The organism is Sulfurimonas sp. (assembly GCF_034005705.1).
In the GTDB taxonomy this organism is placed as follows: Bacteria; Campylobacterota; Campylobacteria; order Campylobacterales; family Sulfurimonadaceae; genus Sulfurimonas.
Genome location: NZ_JAVEUF010000002.1, coordinates 40,376 through 59,194 on the forward strand (window position 1 = coordinate 40,376; position 18,819 = coordinate 59,194).

An 18,819-nucleotide genomic window follows, 5' to 3' on the forward strand; every position below is an offset into this window, starting at 1 on the left:
AGATAATTTTGTTCTAGTTTGAGGCGGGATTTAATTTTTTTTGAGGAGTTTACTTATTGTAAATGACGAAAAATAAAACTAAAGCCCAACGCTAAAATCGGACAAAAGTATCATTTTAGAAGAGTTATTTTTTAAATGGTGCAAAAGGCACGAGTGCGCTTCCCCATGTCAATCCCCCGCCAAAAGCATCAAGCAGCATAAGTTCTCCCGCTTTGAGTCTTCCGCTCTCATAAATATCATTTATTGCCATCGGTATAGAAGCACCCGACGTGTTTCCGTACTTCTCAACAGTAAGCACAACCTGCTCATCTTCTAGTTTTAAAGCATCGCCTACGGCTTTTATGATTCTATAGTTTGCCTGATGCGGTACAAAATGTTTAATCTCAGATGCTTGAATACTGTTCTCTTTTAAGATCTCGACAACATCTTTTGTAAGTGTCTTAACAGCTACCTTGAAGGTCTCATTTCCTTTCATCTGCATAAAACAGCTTGCGGCTTCCTGCTCCAAAGAGTCATGTGCAGAGCCGCTTCCGCCGTTTGGGGTCATAAGAAGATCTGCAAACTCACCGTCTGAACCTGTGTGAATATCTATGATAGCCTCATCTCTGTTCTCGGTCGCACTTATAACTGCAGCTCCGGCACCGTCGCCAAAAAGAATACATGTACCCCTGTCGCTGTAGTCTGTTATTGACGAGAGTTTTTCTGCACCGATAATCAGCACATTTTTTTTCATTCCTGACTCAATAAATGCTTTTGCGATTGAGAGAATGTAGACAAATCCAGTACATGCGGCAGATATATCAAACGCTGTAATATTTCCAAGACCCAATTTTGTACTTATGATAGTAGCGGTTGATGGCATACAGAAGTAATCAGGCGAGATAGTAGCACATACGATCATGTCGATCTCGCTCTTATCCAAGCCGCTTCTTTCTATTGCGAGTTTAGCAGCAGCTACACCCATGTCGCTCGTAAACTCATCACTTGCGGCGATATGTCTCTCTTTTATGCCTGTTCTCTTTGTTATCCACTCATCAGAAGTATCTACCATTTTTGAGAGATCTTCATTTGTGAGAATCTTGCTAGGAACATAAGCACCTATAGAGCGAAATGCCGCATACGCCATTAAACTTCCTTGTTTTTTAGTGCTTCAAGTCTCTCAACTATATGTGTGTTTACGCCTGTATCTACATAGTTTATAGCTTGAAATATCGCATTTTTTATTGCTTTTGGAGTGCTTTTGCCGTGACTGACTATCGCACACCCTTGAATACCGATAAGCGGAGCGCCGCCGATCTCTTCATAGTTCATCTGTTTTTTAAGAAGCTTGAATACTTTTCTCATTAGAAGAGCCCCGGTGATCGCTATAGGAGATTTTCTAATATACTCTTTTATAAGTCCGCTTATCGTAGAAGCAACACCTTCAGAGGCTTTTAAGACCAAGTTTCCGACAAACCCGTCACACACGATGACGTCACAGCTTGCATTGAAAATATCACTGCCTTCAACGTTCCCTTTAAAGCCTTTATAGCCGTCAAGAAGTTTAAATGCCGCTTTCGTTACGTCGTTGCCTTTGCTCTTCTCTTCGCCGTTTGCCAAAAGACCGATCGACGGAGTTGATATCTTAAACATATCCTCCGCATAGCATCCGCCCATAACTGCAAACTGCAAAAGATGTTCTGCTTTAGAGTCAACGTTTGCTCCGACATCGAGTATTACAGATTTTCTGCTGCTCTTTGTAGGCATCAAAGCCACAAGTGCAGGTCTTAGCACGCCTTTTAAGCGGCCAAGTCTCAGAGTCGCCAAAGTCATTGTAGCACCGCTGTGTCCCGCTGAGACAACACCATGCGCTTCACCGTTTTTAACCAGTTCAATAGCTTTATATATCGAACTCTCTTTTCTTTTTACGGCATCTGTCGCGGCATCATCCATCGATATAACGTCATCAGCTTCGACTATAGAAATCTTATCTCTATAACGTTTTGGTAACAGAGGTAAAATTTCCGATTTTTTACCTACAAGTATAGGAATAAAAAGTTTGTGTTTAAGAGCCTGCATACAGCCCTCTACAATTGGTTTGGGACCGAAGTCCCCGCCCATTGCGTCAATAGCAATCTTTACCATTTACTATTTATACTCACCGGTTGTTGGGTTGATGTGGTGTGGAAGTTTGTATGTTCCGTCTTTATCTTTAACAGGTTTAGCTAAAGTTATTTTATAGTGAGTTCTTCTCTTCGCTGAACGTGAATGAGATACTCTTCTCTTTGGTACTGCCATAATCTATATCCTTTCTATCTTTATTTAAAACGCAATATGAGCAGAGCCCATCTTGCTACGCTTGCCGCTTTGGCACTAAAGCTTGCCCCTTTTCGGGGCAGAACCCTGTTTGAAACGCAATATGAGCAGAGCCCATCTTGCTACGCTTGCCGCTTTGGCACTAAAGCTTGCCCCTTTTCGGGGCAGAACCCTGTTTGAAACGCAATATGAGCAGAGCCCATCTTGCTACGCTTGCCGCTTTACTACGCTTCCTCTTCGGAAACAATCCCCTGATTGCAACTTTCGCAACTGTGATAATCGCTCTTTATAAGCTCTATCTCCGAGCTCAAAAGCTCCTCTATATCAACGGTAGAGTCAAATGACTCTACGACGTCTAAGAGAAGTTCATCATCTTTTTCGTAAATGCCGTCTGAGATGAAAAACTCTAGCTCCTCATCTACATCAAACATAAACTCATTAGCGCAAATGTCGCAATTCAGGTCAATCTGCCCGCTTAATTTCGCTTTTAGCAAAATTAATTTGTCGGCATCATACTGTAAATAACCTTTAAAAGTTATTTTATCAAATTCAACTTCAAAATCTAACGGAGTATTGCTTACTTTTCGCAATAATATTTTCATAAAAAAAGCTAAGCTCTACTTATTTGAATATTTTCATCAATTAAGAGATTTCTCTCTCTGAGAAAAAGAATGCGATCTCGATAGCTGCGTTCTCAGCAGAGTCACTTCCGTGAACTGCGTTAGCATCTATGTTTTCAGCGAAATCTGCACGGATTGTTCCTGCTTCAGCCTCTTTAGGGTTTGTTGCACCCATAAGGTTGCGGTTCTTTAAAACTGCATTTTCACCTTCAAGTACAGAAACAACCACTGGACCGCTTATCATAAAATCAACTAAATCACCGAAGAAAGGTCTCTCAGAGTGAACTGCGTAAAAAGCTTCTGCATCTGCGCGAGAAAGTTGTATCTTTCTTGTTGCTGCTATTTTTAGACCATTGCTCTCAAAACGATCTAAAATCTTACCGATAACACCTTTAGCAACGGCATCTGGTTTTATTATTGATAGTGTGCGTTCCATCAAATCTCCTGTTAAATATATAAAATTAGAGTGGAATTGTACCCAAAAAGAGTCTGATTTAAGCTAAAATGGAAAAATTTATGAAGATGTTTGAAAAAATGGATTAAATCACAGGGGTAAAACCCTATGATTTTTTGTAAATAAAGATTACTCTACTACAGCTTTGCCTACGCCGCGCATATCATCCGTAATGTCTTCACGGTGCTCTGGACTTGGTCCTACAGCATCCCATGTAATACATCCTTCAGTTGGACAAGCAGTAGCACAAGCAGGTTCGTCGTGATGACCAACACACTCTACACATTTATCTGCATATACGTAGTAAATCTCTTCACCCGTTGGATTATCATCCTCGTCTACAATCGCCTCTACAGGACACTCATCAATACAAGCGCCACAGTTAATACATGTATCACCAATAATTACTGCCATTAGGATTCTCCTAGTTTTTATTTCGAAGTAAGTTTAACCAAAGATTTTTAAATAAAGCTAAAAAATCTTCTCTAAAGGTGTAACAAGTATGAGTTGTTACCCTTTTTATATGATTTTTTCCGAAAAAACAGAGTTTTGATAATTGTTATTATCAAATTTTGAGGTAATTCTTTATATCCTCTACCCTGTCTAATTTTTCCCATGTAAAATCGCTATCTTCTCTTCCAAAGTGTCCGTATGCAGCAGTTTTTCTGTATATCGGGCGCAAAAGGTCTAAAGACTTTATGATCCCCCTTGGAGATAGGTCAAAAAGCTCTTTAACGCAAGCCTCTATCCTCTTCTCATCTACAACTGCGGTTCCATGGGTATTAACCATTATAGAAGTCGGCTGAACGACACCTATCGCATAAGATATCTGAAGCGTAACCCTATCACAAGCTCCTGCAGCGACCAGATTTTTTGCAATATGCCTTGCTGCATAAGCCGCACTTCTGTCAACCTTGGTCGGGTCTTTGCCGCTAAACGCTCCGCCGCCGTGAGGACAGCTTCCGCCATAACTATCTACTATTATCTTTCTTCCCGTAAGTCCAGCGTCTCCCTGAGGGCCGCCTATAACGAACTTTCCTGTCGGATTTATATGAAAGATCGTCTTATCGTTCATAAGCTCAGCGGGGATGACATGCCTAATAACCTCTTTAATCACATCTTCATGGATCTTCTCTTGGCTTATTTCAGGAGCATGCTGGGTAGACACCACTACGGTCTCTACACTAACAGGTCTCTCGTCTACATACTTTATGCTGATCTGCGCTTTTCCGTCTGGTCGAAGATATGGAAGTAGACCCTCTTTTCTAACCTCAGCCAATCTCTGCGCCAAGCGGTGAGCCAAATATATTGGAAGAGGCATAAGGACATCTGTTTCTCTGCAGGCATACCCGAACATCAAACCCTGATCTCCGGCACCTATCTCTCCATCAGCCTGACTTACACCCTGATCTATATCCGGAGACTGCTCTCCGACGGCATTTAAAACTGCTGCAGAGCGATAATCAAACCCGTATGTCGCATCGGTATATCCGATCTCTTGTACAACTTTGCGAACTATATCTTGCATCGGTGCGTATGTGGTAGTTTTGAGTTCGCCTGCTATTATACAAAATCCGTTTGACACCAAGGTCTCACACGCAACGTGTGCGGAGGTGTCATGTTCAATAATATAATCCAGAATTGCATCGCTGATCTGATCCGCCATCTTATCAGGATGCCCCTCTGTTACAGACTCTGAAGTAAAAATATACTCTTTTGGAGTAGAAGCTTCTTTTGTCATCGATTTTCCTTAACACTATTTTAAAACGCCAAAAGTATATCAAAAAAGAGAATAACTTTTATTGCTTGGAGTTTCATTAATATACTTTCGTTAAAATTTTGCAAACAAACCAAAAGGATTTTTATTATGTTAGTAACAAACCCAGCTCCTGATTTTACGGCAACAGCAGTTTTAGCTGACGGTTCTATAGTTGATAATTTCAAATTATCTGAAAATTTCGGCGAAAAAGGTACTGTAATATTCTTCTACCCTCTAGACTTTACTTTCGTTTGCCCATCTGAGATCATCGCATTTTCTCACAGAATCGATGAGTTCAAAAACCGCGGCGTAAATGTTATCGGTGTATCAGTTGACAGCCAGTTCTCTCACTTCGCATGGAGAGAGACTCCGGTAGAAAAAGGCGGTATCGGAAGAATAAAATACCCTCTTGTTGCGGACCTGACAAAACAGATCTCTAAAGATTACGACGTACTTTTCGGCGAGTCAGTAGCTCTTCGCGGCTCGTTCCTGATCGATGCAAAAGGTATAATCCGTCACGCAGTTATCAATGACCTGCCTCTTGGAAGAAACATCGATGAGATGATCCGTATGGTTGATACTATGCAGTTTACCGACGAGCATGGTGAAGTTTGTCCTGCAGGATGGCAAAAAGGTGACGAGGGTATGAAAGCTTCAACAGAAGGTGTTGCAGAGTATCTGGCTAAAAACAGCGAAAAACTATAAAATAACTATAAAAATAAAGAGTACCAAAGAGTGAGGGCTTAAAAACCCTCACATGCTATTTTCTGTTTTTTATTGTAAAATGGTTCTATGAAACTAATTTTTACAATACTATTTTTTCTTACAATTATCACAGCCGATGAGACAAAAGAGTTGCGTGTCGGCATCTACGACAATCCCCCTAAAATATTTATAGACAAAAACAGCGAACCCTCAGGTTTTTTTGTTGATGTTTTAAATGATATAGCCGACAAAGAGAGTTGGCGTATCAGCTATGTAAAGTGTGAGTGGCAGGAGTGTCTTTCGCTGCTTAAAGATGGAAAAATCGACATTATGCCTGATGTCGCCTACTCAAAAGAGAGAGAAAGGCTTTTTAAGTTCAACAAGGAGATAGTTCTCTCAAACTGGTCCGTAATCTACAGAAACAAAAACTCCAAGATATCATCCATCTTGGATCTGGATAAGAAGAAGATAGCTCTGTTAAAAAACAGTATTCAGCATGAGCAGATGCAGGAGATTTTGGAGCTCTTTGACGTAAACCCGGTTTATGTTCTTGCCGAGAGTTACGAAGAGTCCCTAATGCTTACTCAAAGCGGAAAAACTGAAGCTGCCATAGTAAACAGATATTACGGTGAGCTGAATGAAGACAGGTTCAGTGTAAAACCGACATCCGTTCTTGTAAACCCAGCAGCTCTAAAATTTGCATTTACAAAGCTTGGCAAAAATGAGGAGACTATCAAGAAGATAGACCTTCACCTGCGTGATCTAAAAAACGACAAAGAGTCGATCTACTACACGTCAATGGCTAAGTGGCTTAAAGATAAGGAGCGTTTTCATATTCCTACATGGGTCTACATCTTCTTCGCGATAGCCCTTGGGGCTTTGCTGCTGCTTGGTATCGCAGTAGCTTTTTTTAGATATTTGCTGGGGCTAAAGACAAAAGAGGTTATAAAAGAGTCTAAAAAACTGCAAAAACTCCAAGAACAAAAAGCTAAGGATTATGAAAAACTGGTCTATGCCATGGTTTCAATGATCGAGCAGAGAGACTCCTATACTGCAGGACACTCACAAAGGGTAGCAGAGTACTCTCTTCTTATAGCAAGAGAGATGAATTGCTGCGAAGATAGTTTTGACCTGCTCTTTAGAGCCGCAACCCTTCATGACATAGGAAAGATAGCGACACCGGATTCGGTCTTGCTAAAACCTGACAAACTCTCAAAACTTGAGTATGACCTAATAAAAGAGCATGTAAATGTAGGAGTTAAAATACTTCAAGATGTTCCAATGTTCAGAGATATTGCGAAAATAGTAAGACACCACCATGAAAAATATGACGGAAGCGGCTACCCTGACGGACTTGTAGGAGATGAGATACCCGAACTTTCACGTATCATGATGGTTGCGGATGCATTTGATGCTATGACTACAAATAGGATATACAAACATAAAAAGAGCATAAGCGACGCACTAAAAGAGATAGAGTCTCTAAGCTGCATTCATTACCATCCTGAAGTTGTAAAGAGTGCGCTAAAAGCTCTATCGAACATCAAGATTATTGAGGATTTTAACCAGAATCCCGTGAGCGCTATCGAACAGCAGAGATTTGCCTACTTCTACAAAGACGCGGTTACGGAGTTGTACAACACAAAATTTTTAGAGACGGTCCTTCAAAATGGAGCTGCCGATCAAAAGTATAAAAAGCTTCTCATTATATCTTTGCACAAGTTTGACATCTACAACAAACAGCATGGATGGGAGGGCGGAAACAAGACGTTGAAAGAGTTTGCCAACCTTCTTTGCAGACTTTTTAAAAGCAACCTTCTCTTTAGGGCGAGAGCGAACGACTTTCTTGTGTTGTTACAAGATGAAGTTACAGACAACAACGCTCTCTTAGAGAAGATCGAAGATTTCACAAAACGTGCAGAGTTGGAGTTTGATTTTAATATTTATGATTTAAAGAGTGACGGAATAAACTCTTATGAGGATTTGAAAAAGTTTTTATAAAATTAGTTTTTTTTATATTGTCTTATTGAACTTATATTGGTATCATTAACTCTAAAATTCAAAAGAATGGATCAATATGAAAACTCTGCTATTGACATTTTTGATGGTGATATCTTTGATCGCCTCCGAAAAAGAGGAGATAAAATATATAGTCGATGCCAAAAATTACGGTCTGGTTGCCGCTAAAGATGCATTTTACGTTATTGACAGCCATAAGTACGGAACTATGCAGGAGTACTTTGCCTTTGCAAAAGAGGAAGATGCTAACGACCATGTAAAAAAATATGGGGGGAAAGTGGTAGATTACGAGACTTACCAAAAGTTGCAACAAGAGGCTTCAAAGTAGCCTCTCATCAAGCTCCCCTTTTTACAAATTCCAATGCTTTTGGGTTTACGAACACTATATCTCTCCACTGTCTCTTAGGGGCTATCAGGTTTAGGCGCTTAGGGTTTGAACTTCTCGAGATCGCCACATAAAACTGAGAGGGTGCAAATATCTCGTTTGTCTCGATTATAAGATCCTCTATGCTCATGCCCTGCGATTTATGGATGGTGATTGCGTATGCCAGTTTTATAGGGTATTGATAGACGCTAAAAAGGCTCTCTTGAAGCACCTCTTTTTTACCGCCTACGCTCTTCTCCTTCCAGACCTCTTTGCTCTGTGCCACGGTCTCAAGCTTTACGACAACGCCGTCTCTTTTTTGTACATAGACATATGTAGCATCTATATTTACGACCACTCCGCGCTCACCGTTGAAGTAGTTCCATGCATTTCTGGTAAAGAGCACGGGCACGCCTATCTTTAGCTCCAGCTCCCTCTCTATCCTGGCATCATCCATAAAACGCTCTATGTCGCCCTCTTTTACGCTCTTAGAGTGTTTTATGACTCCGGCCTCTTTTATAAATAGCTCGCTCTCTACAAACTCAAGCTGGTTTTTGTTGTGCAGCGATGCGGAGATATTTTTGCCGAATAAAAAAGTAAATTCGCTCAAATCCTGCGGAAGCGGTTTTATAAACTCATTGAGGGCGTTATGCACACTCTCATCCACAAAGCCGTCTCTCACGCTTGAGAGAAGCTCTATAAAATCACTGTCACTTGTTCTGTAAACATGTGTCAGCTCGACCTCTTCAAAATCAAACTCTCTCCATGAATCGGACTCAAATGCAAATCTTACCTCTTTGTAGCCGCGAACCACCGGAGGGAGCTGCAAAAAGTCGCCAACAACCAGAAGCGAGCCCTTAAAATCGCTCTGCTCAAGCCTTAGGCGTATCATATCAAGCAAGGCATCGCTCACCATCGAGATCTCATCAATGACTATAAGGTCCATAGAGGAGATAAGCTTTTTTATCTTCTTGCTTGCCTCAAATTTAGAGTTCATCTCAAGTTCGCTCAGGCTTGAAGCAATTCCCAAGTCCAAAAAACTGTGCAGCGTCTGCCCGCCTATAAGCGTTGCAGCCATTCCCGTAGAGGCAAGTTTTGCCACTTTTTTAGACTCGCTCTCGTAATATTTTATAACTTCTCTTGTAATGGTCGTCTTTCCGACCCCTGCACCGCCGGTTAAAAAAACGCTCTTTCTTGCCTTTAGTTTTTCAATGACTCTGTTCAAATAATCCATAAAAAATTATACTATAATAACGAAAAAAATTGGGGGAGTTATGCCTTATGAGCAATAGAATATTGGTAGTAGAAGACAACAAGACTTTAGCAAAACTGATCGCAAAAAAGATAAGCTTGGAGCTGGATTTTGAAGTTGATGTCGCATACAACCTCTCTGAGGCAAAACTGTTTTTAAAAAGATACAAATATTTTCTGACCCTGCTTGACATTAATCTTCCCGACGCCCCAAACGGAGAGATAGTAGATTATGCTCTGGAGAAAAAGAACCGCGTAATCGTGCTAAGCGGAAATATTGACAAAGAGTTCAGAAAGAAGATGCTCAAAAAGAACATAATCGATTATGTCACTAAAAGCGGGGCAAATGATGTCAACTACATCATCCAGAACATAAAAAGACTCAAAAAGAATCAAAACCACAAAATACTGCTCATAGACGACTCTCTTGTATTTAGAAAACAGATGCAGGGAATGCTTGAGAATATGTTTTTTAAGGTCATCTCCGTTGCCCACGGAGAGGAGGCACTAGGCATGTTAGAGAGCACTCCCGATATAAGTCTAGTCCTTACCGACTATCATATGCCGGTTATGAACGGGCTTGAGCTCACAGGAGAGATCAGAAAAAAATATATAAAAAACGAGCTTGCGATAATCGTAATATCGGGTGATGACGATGACGAGACGACAGCTCTGTTTTTAAAGAACGGCGCAAACGACTACATTAAAAAACCGTTCTCAAAAGAGGAGTTTTCATGCCGCATAAACAACTCGATAGAAGCTCTTGAAAATATACAGGAGATCACGAACAGTGCGGAGCGCGACTTTTTAACGGGTCTTTACAACAGAAGATATTTCTTTACTAACGCTTCAAAATATTTTGAAGATGCCAAAGAGAACTCAGAGCATTTCGCAATAGCTATGATAGATATTGACAATTTCAAAAAGATAAACGACACATACGGTCATGATGCGGGAGACAGAGCGATCGTGCATCTCTCAGATATCTTAAGAACCAACGTCTCGAACGAGGATATAGTGGCAAGATTTGCGGCAGAGGAGTTCGGAGTTTTGCTTAAAGACGTATCTTCGCAAAAGGCCGTAGAGATATTTGAGAGGATCAGACAAAACGTCCAGACCAGCAAGACCAAAGGCAACAATAACGAGGAGATAAACTACACTATCTCCATAGGGCTTGTAACGACCAACGATGAGAACCTTGACTCAAGCGTAAACGAAGCGGATATGTTGCTCTACAACGCAAAACAGAACGGAAGAAATCAGATAGTCGTAAACTAGGCTGTCTCTCTCTTTCTTGCAGCCCTGAGTCTGAACTGTTTTTCAAGCTCCAAGAGAACAAAAACAACAACTCCGCATACAAAAATCATACTAAAATCAAACAGCGTTAAAGATGCCGTTAAAAAAACTTCCTGCAAAAAAGGAGTATAGGTTATAGCTATCTGTGCAAAAAAGATGACGGATACTGCGCTCCATACGACCCTGTTTGCGAGAACATCACTAAGCTTCAACTCTATTATGTTTAAATTTCTAATATAAAAAAGGTGGAAAATCTCCAAAAAGACCAGAACATTAAGTGCAAGAGTTCTGGCATACTCTACAGTTGCACCGTTTTGCATCGCATAGTAAAAAGCACCAAAAACAGCAATAAGGAAGAGTGTCGTCACATAAACGATATGCCATATAAGTTCCCTGTTTAAAATAGGCTCATCGATCGCTCTGGGACTTCTTTTCATTATATTTTTATCTTCATCCTCAAATGCCAGTGCAATACCCAATGTAACGGCTGTTATCATATTTGCCCAAAGTATCTGAATAGGAGTTATCGGCATAACCATTCCGAAGAATATTGCAACTATAATGACCGAAGCCTCGGAGGCATTCGTTGGAAGCGTCCAGCTTATGACCTTCTTTATATTGTCATAAACTCTTCTTCCCTCTCTTACGGCATTTACTATGGAGGCAAAATTATCATCCGTTAAAACAAATTCGCTCGACTCTTTTGCCGCCTCTGTACCGCTTTTTCCCATGGCAATACCTACATTTGCCCGCTTCAGCGCAGGCGCGTCGTTTACACCGTCACCTGTCATCGCTACAATTTTTGAGTGCGCTTGAAGCGCCTTTACCAATCTTAGTTTATGCTCAGGAGTAGTTCTTGCAAATATATCCGTATCAAGTACCGCACTCTCAAGCTCCTCATCACTCAACTTCTCTATATCCGTACCGCTTAAGACATTCTCGCAATTTCTAAGCCCTATTGTCTTTCCTATAGCAGTTGCGGTTAATAGATGATCTCCAGTTATCATTTTTACATCTATATGTGCGCTGTAGCACTCTTTTATCGCCTCTATTGCTTCAGGGCGAGGAGGATCTATCAATCCCACAAGTGCGATTAGCACGATACCCTCTTTTAGATCATCAAAGTCAAGCGTTAATTTATTATTGGAGACTTTTTTATATGCAAGCGCTAAAACTCTCTGTCCCGAAGATGCAAGCTCTTTTGCCTTCTCTTCCCAATACGCTGTTTGGATCTCTTTTTCGTTATGTGCGTCCACATACTCAAACTCGGACATCTTAATGATTATCTCCGCCGCCCCTTTTACAACGATGATAGATTCCCCTTCATGACTATGATTTAGTGTTGCCATATATTTATGTTTTGAGTCAAAGGGTATCTTGTCCTCACGTTTAAAAGCTTCTCTTGTCTCATCTGCGTAGAAGCCTGCTTTATGGGCAAATGTGACTAAAGCACCCTCTGTCGGGCTCCCTTCTATTTTCCAAGAGTCACCCTCCTTTTTTAAAATAGCATCACTGCATAAAAGAGAGGTTTTAGCCAAAAACTTCAGCCTCTCCTCTGTATCTATATCAACCTTCTCATCTTTGAAATATAGTTCTCCTATAGGCTCATATCCTGCACCGCTCACCTTGTAGTCTCTATCATTTGTAACTACACTGCTGACCATCATCTCATTTTGGGTAAGCGTTCCCGTTTTATCGGAACAGATGACAGAAACAGAGCCTATGGTCTCAATGGCCGGCAGCTGTCTGACTATTGCATTTCTCTTTGCCATAGCCTGCACGCCTACTGCAAGCGTTATAGTCAAAACAGCAGGCAGACCTTCGGGAATAGCGGCAACAAAAAGCCCTATTACCGCCATAAACGCCTCTGTAAAATCAAGCCCTTTTACAAAATGACCGATAAGAAAAATAAGAAGAGAAAAGGAGAGTATAAAAAAAGTTAGATATTTTGCAAATCTGTCCATCTGCTCAACAAGAGGCGTGGTAAGGGTCTCTACGCTGCTTAACATTCCACTGATACGTCCAAGCTCCGTTCTGTCCGCCGTAGCGACAACAACACCTTTTGCTTCTCCGCCTGCTATAGTCGTTCCTGCAAACGCCATTGAGCTTCTGTCTCCCAAAGTTGCTTCAGGCATGACTTTTTTGACACTCTTCTCAACAGCAACCGACTCTCCGGTCAATGGAGCTTCTTGTGCGCTAAAGGCGTGTGTCTCAAGCAGCCTTATATCTGCTAAAACTCTATCCCCCGGCTTCATAAAGACAATATCGCCGATGACCAACGATTCGCTTTGTACTTTTTGCCTGCTATTATCCCGCACTACGATGGCATGAAATGCCAGCATCTTTTTTATGGCATCCATCGCATTTTGCGCTCTATTCTCTTGGATAAAACCTATAATTGCATTGATTAGCACGACTCCGAGTATTACTACAGTATCTATCATATGATCAAGCAGCGCAGTTACTACGGCTGCACTTAAGAGTACGTAGATCAAAAGATTGTTAAACTGCATTAAAAAACGGATAATGGGGCTCTTTTTCTTCTCTTCTTGAAGTTTGTTGGGTCCATACTTTTTAAGTCTCGCCTCAACTTCGGTGCTGCTTAGACCATCTTGTGAACTCTCAACTGCTCTTAGAACTTCATCTGCTTCTAAAGAGTGCCAGTGATTATACTCTTGCATATTAGACTCCATCTTTTTATGAACTATTCTAACACGATAAGAGTGCCAAATGGTACAATCATCTCTTTTGGAGCCACCCACTTTACCTCGTAATTTGGCTCTTCGCTTGGAAAGATTCCATCCAGATCAGTGAAGTACAGAAGCAGCTGAACATCTAAGAGCTCTTTGTCTATAAACTCAAAGACCGGCCTGAAGTCGGTTCCTCCGCCCCCTTTTATATCCGCCTCTAAAATATCGCCGCCAAAAAATGTTTTATGCGACCTTATCTTATCATCGCAGACAAGCATATCTATCTCAAAATTTGCAACGCTCAACATCAAAAAATTTAGCTCGCTTAAAAACTCGTTTAGAAGTTTTTCATCTACCGAACCGGAACTGTCTACTGCCACGACAATTTTTACTCTTTGGGTTGTAGAAGATGGCAGGTATATGCCCCTGTATAGAAGTTTTTTACTCGGCGGTATTAACACATAATCATCTCTGTAGAACCTCTGCAATGCCGCACTCAGCTCTTTTCGCCAATCTACCTTTCCCTCGTCTGCTATGCTGAAAAATCTTCCTATACCTACAGGCATCTCGGAGTTCTTAGCCTCCTCTTCAAGTTTAGCTTTGGCAAACTCTTCAAAGAGCTGCTCGCTCAGGGCATCGGTTTTTTGAGGCGTGTTTTGCCTGTTTTGTTCACTCTTGTCATCTTGCACGTCTTCCGTCTCATCCGCTTCATACTCAAGCTCGTCACGCAAAATATCCTCTTTTAACTCCGCATATATCTCCTCTGCATACATACCGCTGAATCTCTTTGAGTAATGCGCCTCATCGGGGCGGACAAGACCGTTTTGAACCAACATATCGTTGATGGCATAATCCGTTGAGAGCTGCCACAACCAGCCGCTTCTGCCGTTTTTTCTCGCTTCATGGGCAAGAGAGGCGTGCATGGCGCCGTTTGCAAAAACGAACTCCATCTGCGCGGAATCTATCTTTTGCAAAAAATCGCTGTTGTATTCGAGCTTGATGCCGTTGCTTTTAAAGCTCTGTATATCGTCGTTTTGTACCAGTTCAAGTTTAGCGGCGAGTGCTCCGAAGAAAGGGTGGGAGAGCAGAAGTTTGGATTTTGCTTGAGATATCTTTGTTTGAATATTTTGCATTGGAGGTTTCTCTTTTGGTGCATAACATCAAAGAGAGTGCCTCTTTGATGTTAAAGTTATTTCTTTAGACTTTTTTTAAGATCACTCACAAACTCCGTAATGTCATCATGCAGCGCTTGAAGATCCTCTTCGTGCTCGACCTCGTCAGCCAATATCTGTGAGACTATATCGTAAGTAACTATATCTTTGTCTCTTGTGAGATCGACTATGCTTGAGTAAGTGTTTATTGCACACTGCTCACCCTTGATCGCATCTTCTAGGATAGCTACGACATCAAAGTTTTTAGGCTCTTCATAGCCGCAGTTACTCTTTTTCATCCACTCTTTTGGGTTTAAAAGAGGCGTTCCGCCAAGTTGTAAAATTCTATCGGCTACCATATTTGCGTGTCTTAACTCATCTGCCGCGTGCTGGTCAAGCTCGGCAATAGCAGCATCTTTCATGATTCCTTTTACGACCCTGCTCTCGATAAAGTACTGGTAGTAAGCCAGCCACTCATCCGCGTAAGCTCTGTTTAGAAGTTTAATGATCTCTGAGACCTCTAGACCTTTAATTATCGAATTTCCTACTCTAGCCATATCTTACTCCTTGTAAATAATTTTTTACTACGCCCCTATGATACATCAAATTGGTTAACTCTTTTTTAATCCAAAAGATATGCAAACTTCTCCACCCACTCTCTAAACGCTTCAAGATGTTCCATATTTACGCCGTTTCTCTGTAGATCCTGCACCGTCATGACGGCAAATTCACTCTTTAAGCCAAATGTATACCTAAGCAGGTTTTCCAACTTTGCATCATCTCTCTCTTTGAGGTATGCGCTCACAAGTCCCGTGCTTAGAGCATAAAGGACATCTACCTCATCGCTGTACTCACCGCTTCCGCTGTGTAGTATATTTTTTATATCCGGAAGTCTGTTCATAACCTTGCAAAACGCCAAAAAGGAGACCGCCACGTCCTTGCCGACCGCTCCGCCGATGGTCTCTAAAAGCAGATCTTCAGATACGCTGCTCTTTAGAACGCTGTTTACATACTCCCAGCTTCTAGGCGTTGCAAAGCTTTTAGCATCGCTTTTTGCATCAAAAGTGAACAGATGTTCATTTTTATATGAGAGGTAAGAGAGGACTCTCTCATCAAGCGCATTTTTGTATGCCCATAGTCTCCAATCCTCTACGTCCACATCCATCTCAAAGTGTACAAATCTGTTTGCCAAAGGACTTGGCATACGGTAGGTAACACCCCTGTCACCCTCACGGTTTCCTGCTGCGACGATCGCCCACCCTTCAGGGAGTTCATACTCGCCTACTCTTCTATCTAGTATTAATTGATAAGCAGAAGCCTGAACACTCGGAGCCGCAGAGTTTAGCTCATCCAAAAATAGAATCCCCTCTCCTGTACTTGGCAAAAAAGCAGGAGGCGCCCAGAGTGCTGTGTGGGACTCTTTGTCATAAAACGGGATCCCCTTAAGGTCGGTCGGATCCATTAGTGCTAGTCTTAGGTCAATAAAACCGATACCTCTGCTCTTTGCTATCTGCTTTACTATAGAGGATTTTCCTATTCCCGGTGCTCCCCACAAAAAGGTCGGCACTCTCTGCTCTACTAAAGCCTCTATTGCCGTGCTTAGATCTGTTGCTTTCATACTTCCCATCCTATATTTTCTTGTTGTATATATCTGCCAAACGCAGGGTTCTCCATAACCGAGCGAGCATATTTTGAGTCAAGTTGGAGTTGGTACAATATCTCTACAGGTGTGTTCTCGTTTTTTGCTATCTCTTGGCAATGTTTATTATTTCTATACGCCTCTTCAAGTATTGCCGCAGGCATTTTTGGGTTTTCATACAAAGCTGAAATGATCTCCTCGTTTTTGCTCTCTAAAAGCTGGTGCACTATCTCTTCATCAATGCCACCGTTAAGTGCCAGAGCGTACGATATCTCATCATCGTTGTAATCTAGAAGTTCTTTTTGCATCGCTAGTGTCAGGCTCTCATTGAGTGCCAATCCTATCTTGTTTGTTTTAAAAAGTTCAAAAAGCTCATCCGTCAAATTTATACTTTTGGCTACGTTTCTGCCCAGTTTCTCATCTTTTAAAAACTCTTCTATTAGCTCTCGTTTGAGATTTCTGTTTTGTGACAGCGCCTCTAGGACATCAGGGTCATTTGTTTTGCAGAGCAGCTCCTGCATCCTATCGTCACACCAGATATTTGCGGCGATCGCGACTTGGATATTTGGATTGAGCCGTATCGGTTCAAGCGATAAAATGGCGTAGAGCAGCTCCGGGTTTGTTGTCTGTGAAATAAGATGCATAAAACCCGTGGTCGCATACTGGACATTATGGTTTCTCTCTATGTTTTGGTAGAAGCGCAAGATTATCGCCGCACTTACATCACGGTTGTCATCGTTTTCAAAAAAATCCTCGCCGCCCCACGAGTACATCTTTAGAAGCTTGAAAAAAAGCTCATCGCTTATCATCGAATTTTTCAAGAAAGACTTGAGCCTCTCCTTGTTACGGCTAAGTTTAAGGCTCATCAAAAGGGTATTTGCATCTATATGTTTTGCAAGTTCCCTCTCCAGAACATCAATTGAGATAAACTCGATATCTCTTGAATGTTTTTCATAAAGCTCATCGCTGATATTCTGCTCATACGGGGTCATCATCTTACCCTCGACAACCAGTGCCGCCTCGTGGCCAAACTCGTTTGAGAGACCTATTTTATGAAACTTCAACTGCGACTCAAACTCATCACTGCTAAAAGCACGGCTCTTGCCAAAAAGCAATATTGATCTGTTTTCTAACTCTTTTAAATTCATAAAGCAGATTATATCATTGGTTACACACATTTGTTATAATGCATCGACAAAGCAAAGGATTTTTATGAAAAAACTATATGCGCCGTGGGAGAGAGTATTTAAAAAAATAGCTACTCCTTTTGAAGAGTTTATACACGCACAGACCACTACAGGTCTCATACTTATGATAATGACCGTAGTGGCATTGGTACTTGCGAACTCTCCCATATCGGAGGCTTATGAGCACTTCTTTCACGCCTACATAAACATTGAGGTAAGCTCATGGAAGCTCTCCCACTCTATCCACCACTGGATCAACGACGGGCTGATGGCCATCTTTTTCTTCATTATCGGATTGGAGATAAAAAGAGAGATCACGGTAGGCGAACTCTCAGATATGAAAGTAGCCATCCTCCCTATACTTGCAGCAATCGGCGGGATGCTTGTTCCTGCACTTATCTATCTTAATATAAATGCAGGCGCAGAAGGTGCAAAAGGGTGGGGCATACCTATGGCGACCGATATTGCCTTTGCCATCAGCGCGCTTGTACTTCTTGGCAAAAGAGTTCCCACTTCGCTGGTTACATTCTTGGTCGCTTTGGCGATCGTGGATGACCTAGGAGCAGTCGTCGTCATTGCTCTTTTTTACACAAATGAGATACATATGCTCTGGCTTGCCCTAGCACTTGGAGCCTTCTTTGTTATGATAGCTCTCAACCGCTTCGGCATACATGCGGTACTGCCATACTTGATAGTCGGTATTATTATGTGGTACTTTATGCTTGAATCAGGAGTACATGCGACCATAGCAGGAGTTATTGCAGCAATGGCGATCCCATCAAAACCAAAGTACTCACCTATCGCACTGACAGAACACACATGCAAACTGCTTAGCGAATATGACAAGTATCCGGTAGCGACCGATCATATGATGCACGAGAGACAAAAAGCGATCCTTCAAAATATAAAAGACACCATAGATGCGGTGGGAACCCCTGCATCAAGGCTTGAGCACGGTCTTCACCTGCCTGTGAGCTTACTTGTCATTCCTCTTTTTGCTCTGGCAAATACGGGCATAGCGATTGACTTCTCATCTATCAATGAAAGTATAATGCAGCCTATATCTCTTGGCATCATTCTTGGTCTTGTAGCCGGAAAAGTGCTTGGAATTTTCGGCATATCATGGCTTGCAATAAAGTTTGGCATTGCATCGCTTCCGCAAAACACAACTATGAGCCAGATCTTCGGCGTCTCTTTTTTAGGAGGTATCGGCTTTACGATGTCCATATTTGTGGCGGACCTTGCTTTTGCGGGAAATAGCGAATTTATCTTTCAGGCTAAAATAGGGATCTTAGCGGCATCTTTGTTTGCAGGTATTTTTGGATTTATTTGGCTTAGATACATAGCAAGTTCTTCAAACAAATAGTGCTATAATCCGACTCTAGTTCA

At 41.7% G+C, this 18,819-nt stretch carries 19 protein-coding genes; 6 read left to right on the forward strand and 13 right to left on the reverse strand.

The window, feature by feature from the left end; translation table 11 throughout:
- Nucleotides 1-124 precede the first annotated feature (124 nt).
- The 3 genes from RBR61_RS01670 to rpmF are packed head-to-tail and all read right to left on the reverse strand — an operon-like array spanning nucleotide 125 to nucleotide 2,277.
- The gene (locus RBR61_RS01670) at nucleotides 125-1,126 is read right to left on the reverse strand and encodes a beta-ketoacyl-ACP synthase III (protein WP_320341770.1); all 1,002 of its coding nucleotides are present in this window, start codon (nucleotides 1,124-1,126) and stop codon (nucleotides 125-127) included.
- The gene (plsX, locus tag RBR61_RS01675) at nucleotides 1,126-2,124 is read right to left on the reverse strand and encodes a phosphate acyltransferase PlsX (RefSeq protein ID WP_320341771.1); all 999 of its coding nucleotides are present in this window, start codon (nucleotides 2,122-2,124) and stop codon (nucleotides 1,126-1,128) included. Before plsX ends, RBR61_RS01670 begins: the two co-directional genes overlap by 1 nt.
- Nucleotides 2,125-2,127: 3 nt before the next feature.
- The gene (rpmF, locus tag RBR61_RS01680) at nucleotides 2,128-2,277 is read right to left on the reverse strand and encodes a 50S ribosomal protein L32 (protein ID WP_008335740.1); all 150 of its coding nucleotides are present in this window, start codon (nucleotides 2,275-2,277) and stop codon (nucleotides 2,128-2,130) included.
- 36 nt (nucleotides 2,278-2,313) lie between these two features.
- Between rpmF and RBR61_RS01685 the strand changes: the two genes are divergently transcribed.
- On the forward strand, nucleotides 2,314-2,475 hold the full coding sequence (locus tag RBR61_RS01685; RefSeq protein WP_320341772.1) for a hypothetical protein: 162 nt from the start codon (nucleotides 2,314-2,316) through the stop codon (nucleotides 2,473-2,475).
- Nucleotides 2,476-2,519: 44 nt separating this feature from the next.
- On the opposite strand, the gene RBR61_RS01690 is transcribed toward RBR61_RS01685, so the two are convergent.
- The 4 genes from RBR61_RS01690 to metK all read right to left on the reverse strand — a co-directional run bounded on the left by RBR61_RS01690 (nucleotide 2,520) and on the right by metK (nucleotide 5,110).
- Entirely contained in the window at nucleotides 2,520-2,897 is a 378-nt protein-coding gene (locus tag RBR61_RS01690; protein ID WP_320341773.1) for a hypothetical protein, read from the reverse strand.
- A 40-nt stretch (nucleotides 2,898-2,937) separates the two neighbouring features.
- Nucleotides 2,938-3,351, reverse strand: coding sequence for a nucleoside-diphosphate kinase (gene ndk / locus RBR61_RS01695; RefSeq protein ID WP_320341774.1), 414 nt, complete (start codon nucleotides 3,349-3,351; stop codon nucleotides 2,938-2,940).
- Nucleotides 3,352-3,498: 147 nt separating this feature from the next.
- A complete protein-coding gene (locus RBR61_RS01700; protein ID WP_320341775.1) occupies nucleotides 3,499-3,783 on the reverse strand; it encodes a 4Fe-4S dicluster domain-containing protein in 285 nt (94 codons plus the stop codon).
- Nucleotides 3,784-3,934: 151 nt separating this feature from the next.
- A complete protein-coding gene (gene metK / locus RBR61_RS01705) occupies nucleotides 3,935-5,110 on the reverse strand; it encodes a methionine adenosyltransferase (RefSeq protein ID WP_320341776.1) in 1,176 nt (391 codons plus the stop codon).
- Between the two features lie 126 nt (nucleotides 5,111-5,236).
- Here metK and RBR61_RS01710 point away from each other — a divergent pair, with 126 nt between their 5' ends.
- The 3 genes from RBR61_RS01710 (at nucleotide 5,237) to RBR61_RS01720 (ending at nucleotide 8,180) form a co-directional block, all read left to right on the forward strand.
- A complete protein-coding gene (locus RBR61_RS01710; protein ID WP_320341777.1) occupies nucleotides 5,237-5,833 on the forward strand; it encodes a peroxiredoxin in 597 nt (198 codons plus the stop codon).
- An 87-nt stretch (nucleotides 5,834-5,920) separates the two neighbouring features.
- Nucleotides 5,921-7,834 (forward strand): HD domain-containing phosphohydrolase, encoded by a 1,914-nt coding sequence (locus tag RBR61_RS01715; protein WP_320341778.1) that lies wholly within the window; start codon nucleotides 5,921-5,923, stop codon nucleotides 7,832-7,834.
- Nucleotides 7,835-7,910: 76 nt separating this feature from the next.
- Nucleotides 7,911-8,180, forward strand: a complete 270-nt coding sequence (locus RBR61_RS01720; RefSeq protein ID WP_320341779.1) for a nitrous oxide reductase accessory protein NosL — start codon at nucleotides 7,911-7,913, stop codon at nucleotides 8,178-8,180.
- A gap of 7 nt (nucleotides 8,181-8,187) precedes the next feature.
- Here the strand turns inward: RBR61_RS01720 and RBR61_RS01725 are convergent, their stop codons facing one another.
- Nucleotides 8,188-9,450, reverse strand: coding sequence for an AAA family ATPase (locus RBR61_RS01725; RefSeq protein WP_320341780.1), 1,263 nt, complete (start codon nucleotides 9,448-9,450; stop codon nucleotides 8,188-8,190).
- Nucleotides 9,451-9,497: 47 nt separating this feature from the next.
- On the opposite strand from RBR61_RS01725, the gene RBR61_RS01730 reads away from it, so the two are divergent.
- Nucleotides 9,498-10,745, forward strand: a complete 1,248-nt coding sequence (locus RBR61_RS01730) for a diguanylate cyclase (RefSeq protein WP_320341781.1) — start codon at nucleotides 9,498-9,500, stop codon at nucleotides 10,743-10,745.
- Here the strand turns inward: RBR61_RS01730 and RBR61_RS01735 are convergent.
- The 5 genes from RBR61_RS01735 to RBR61_RS01755 form a co-directional block, all read right to left on the reverse strand.
- A complete protein-coding gene (locus RBR61_RS01735) occupies nucleotides 10,742-13,444 on the reverse strand; it encodes a cation-transporting P-type ATPase (protein WP_320341782.1) in 2,703 nt (900 codons plus the stop codon). The genes RBR61_RS01730 and RBR61_RS01735 overlap by 4 nt on opposite strands.
- 23 nt (nucleotides 13,445-13,467) lie before the next feature.
- Nucleotides 13,468-14,586, reverse strand: coding sequence for a VWA-like domain-containing protein (locus RBR61_RS01740; RefSeq protein ID WP_320341783.1), 1,119 nt, complete (start codon nucleotides 14,584-14,586; stop codon nucleotides 13,468-13,470).
- 56 nt (nucleotides 14,587-14,642) lie between these two features.
- Nucleotides 14,643-15,161 (reverse strand): ferritin-like domain-containing protein, encoded by a 519-nt coding sequence (locus RBR61_RS01745; RefSeq protein WP_320341784.1) that lies wholly within the window; start codon nucleotides 15,159-15,161, stop codon nucleotides 14,643-14,645.
- A gap of 65 nt (nucleotides 15,162-15,226) precedes the next feature.
- Nucleotides 15,227-16,222 (reverse strand): MoxR family ATPase, encoded by a 996-nt coding sequence (locus RBR61_RS01750; RefSeq protein ID WP_320341785.1) that lies wholly within the window; start codon nucleotides 16,220-16,222, stop codon nucleotides 15,227-15,229.
- The gene (locus RBR61_RS01755) at nucleotides 16,219-17,391 is read right to left on the reverse strand and encodes a hypothetical protein (protein ID WP_320341786.1); all 1,173 of its coding nucleotides are present in this window, start codon (nucleotides 17,389-17,391) and stop codon (nucleotides 16,219-16,221) included. The genes RBR61_RS01750 and RBR61_RS01755 overlap by 4 nt, the downstream gene beginning before the upstream one ends.
- Nucleotides 17,392-17,455: 64 nt before the next feature.
- Between RBR61_RS01755 and nhaA the strand changes: the two genes are divergently transcribed.
- Nucleotides 17,456-18,796, forward strand: coding sequence for a Na+/H+ antiporter NhaA (gene nhaA, locus RBR61_RS01760; RefSeq protein WP_320341787.1), 1,341 nt, complete (start codon nucleotides 17,456-17,458; stop codon nucleotides 18,794-18,796).
- The last annotated feature ends 23 nt before the right edge of the window (nucleotides 18,797-18,819 follow it).

Bases quoted from the DNA above. Each gene is read 5' to 3' on its own strand.
- RBR61_RS01725 (WP_320341780.1), bottom strand. From the start codon at position 9,450: ATGGATTATTTGAACAGAGTCATTGAAAAACTAAAGGCAAGAAAGAGC.
- RBR61_RS01700 (WP_320341775.1), bottom strand. From the start codon at position 3,783: ATGGCAGTAATTATTGGTGATACATGTATTAACTGTGGCGCTTGTATT.
- RBR61_RS01735 (WP_320341782.1), bottom strand. From the start codon at position 13,444: ATGCAAGAGTATAATCACTGGCACTCTTTAGAAGCAGATGAAGTTCTA.
- RBR61_RS01710 (WP_320341777.1), top strand. From the start codon at position 5,237: ATGTTAGTAACAAACCCAGCTCCTGATTTTACGGCAACAGCAGTTTTA.
- metK (WP_320341776.1), bottom strand. From the start codon at position 5,110: ATGACAAAAGAAGCTTCTACTCCAAAAGAGTATATTTTTACTTCAGAG.
- RBR61_RS01720 (WP_320341779.1), top strand. From the start codon at position 7,911: ATGAAAACTCTGCTATTGACATTTTTGATGGTGATATCTTTGATCGCC.
- RBR61_RS01750 (WP_320341785.1), bottom strand. From the start codon at position 16,222: ATGAAAGCAACAGATCTAAGCACGGCAATAGAGGCTTTAGTAGAGCAG.
- ndk (WP_320341774.1), bottom strand. From the start codon at position 3,351: ATGGAACGCACACTATCAATAATAAAACCAGATGCCGTTGCTAAAGGT.
- RBR61_RS01755 (WP_320341786.1), bottom strand. From the start codon at position 17,391: ATGAATTTAAAAGAGTTAGAAAACAGATCAATATTGCTTTTTGGCAAG.
- RBR61_RS01740 (WP_320341783.1), bottom strand. From the start codon at position 14,586: ATGCAAAATATTCAAACAAAGATATCTCAAGCAAAATCCAAACTTCTG.
- RBR61_RS01690 (WP_320341773.1), bottom strand. From the start codon at position 2,897: ATGAAAATATTATTGCGAAAAGTAAGCAATACTCCGTTAGATTTTGAA.
- nhaA (WP_320341787.1), top strand. From the start codon at position 17,456: ATGAAAAAACTATATGCGCCGTGGGAGAGAGTATTTAAAAAAATAGCT.
- plsX (WP_320341771.1), bottom strand. From the start codon at position 2,124: ATGGTAAAGATTGCTATTGACGCAATGGGCGGGGACTTCGGTCCCAAA.
- rpmF (WP_008335740.1), bottom strand. From the start codon at position 2,277: ATGGCAGTACCAAAGAGAAGAGTATCTCATTCACGTTCAGCGAAGAGA.
- RBR61_RS01745 (WP_320341784.1), bottom strand. From the start codon at position 15,161: ATGGCTAGAGTAGGAAATTCGATAATTAAAGGTCTAGAGGTCTCAGAG.
- RBR61_RS01730 (WP_320341781.1), top strand. From the start codon at position 9,498: ATGAGCAATAGAATATTGGTAGTAGAAGACAACAAGACTTTAGCAAAA.
- RBR61_RS01685 (WP_320341772.1), top strand. From the start codon at position 2,314: ATGAGCAGAGCCCATCTTGCTACGCTTGCCGCTTTGGCACTAAAGCTT.
- RBR61_RS01670 (WP_320341770.1), bottom strand. From the start codon at position 1,126: ATGGCGTATGCGGCATTTCGCTCTATAGGTGCTTATGTTCCTAGCAAG.
- RBR61_RS01715 (WP_320341778.1), top strand. From the start codon at position 5,921: ATGAAACTAATTTTTACAATACTATTTTTTCTTACAATTATCACAGCC.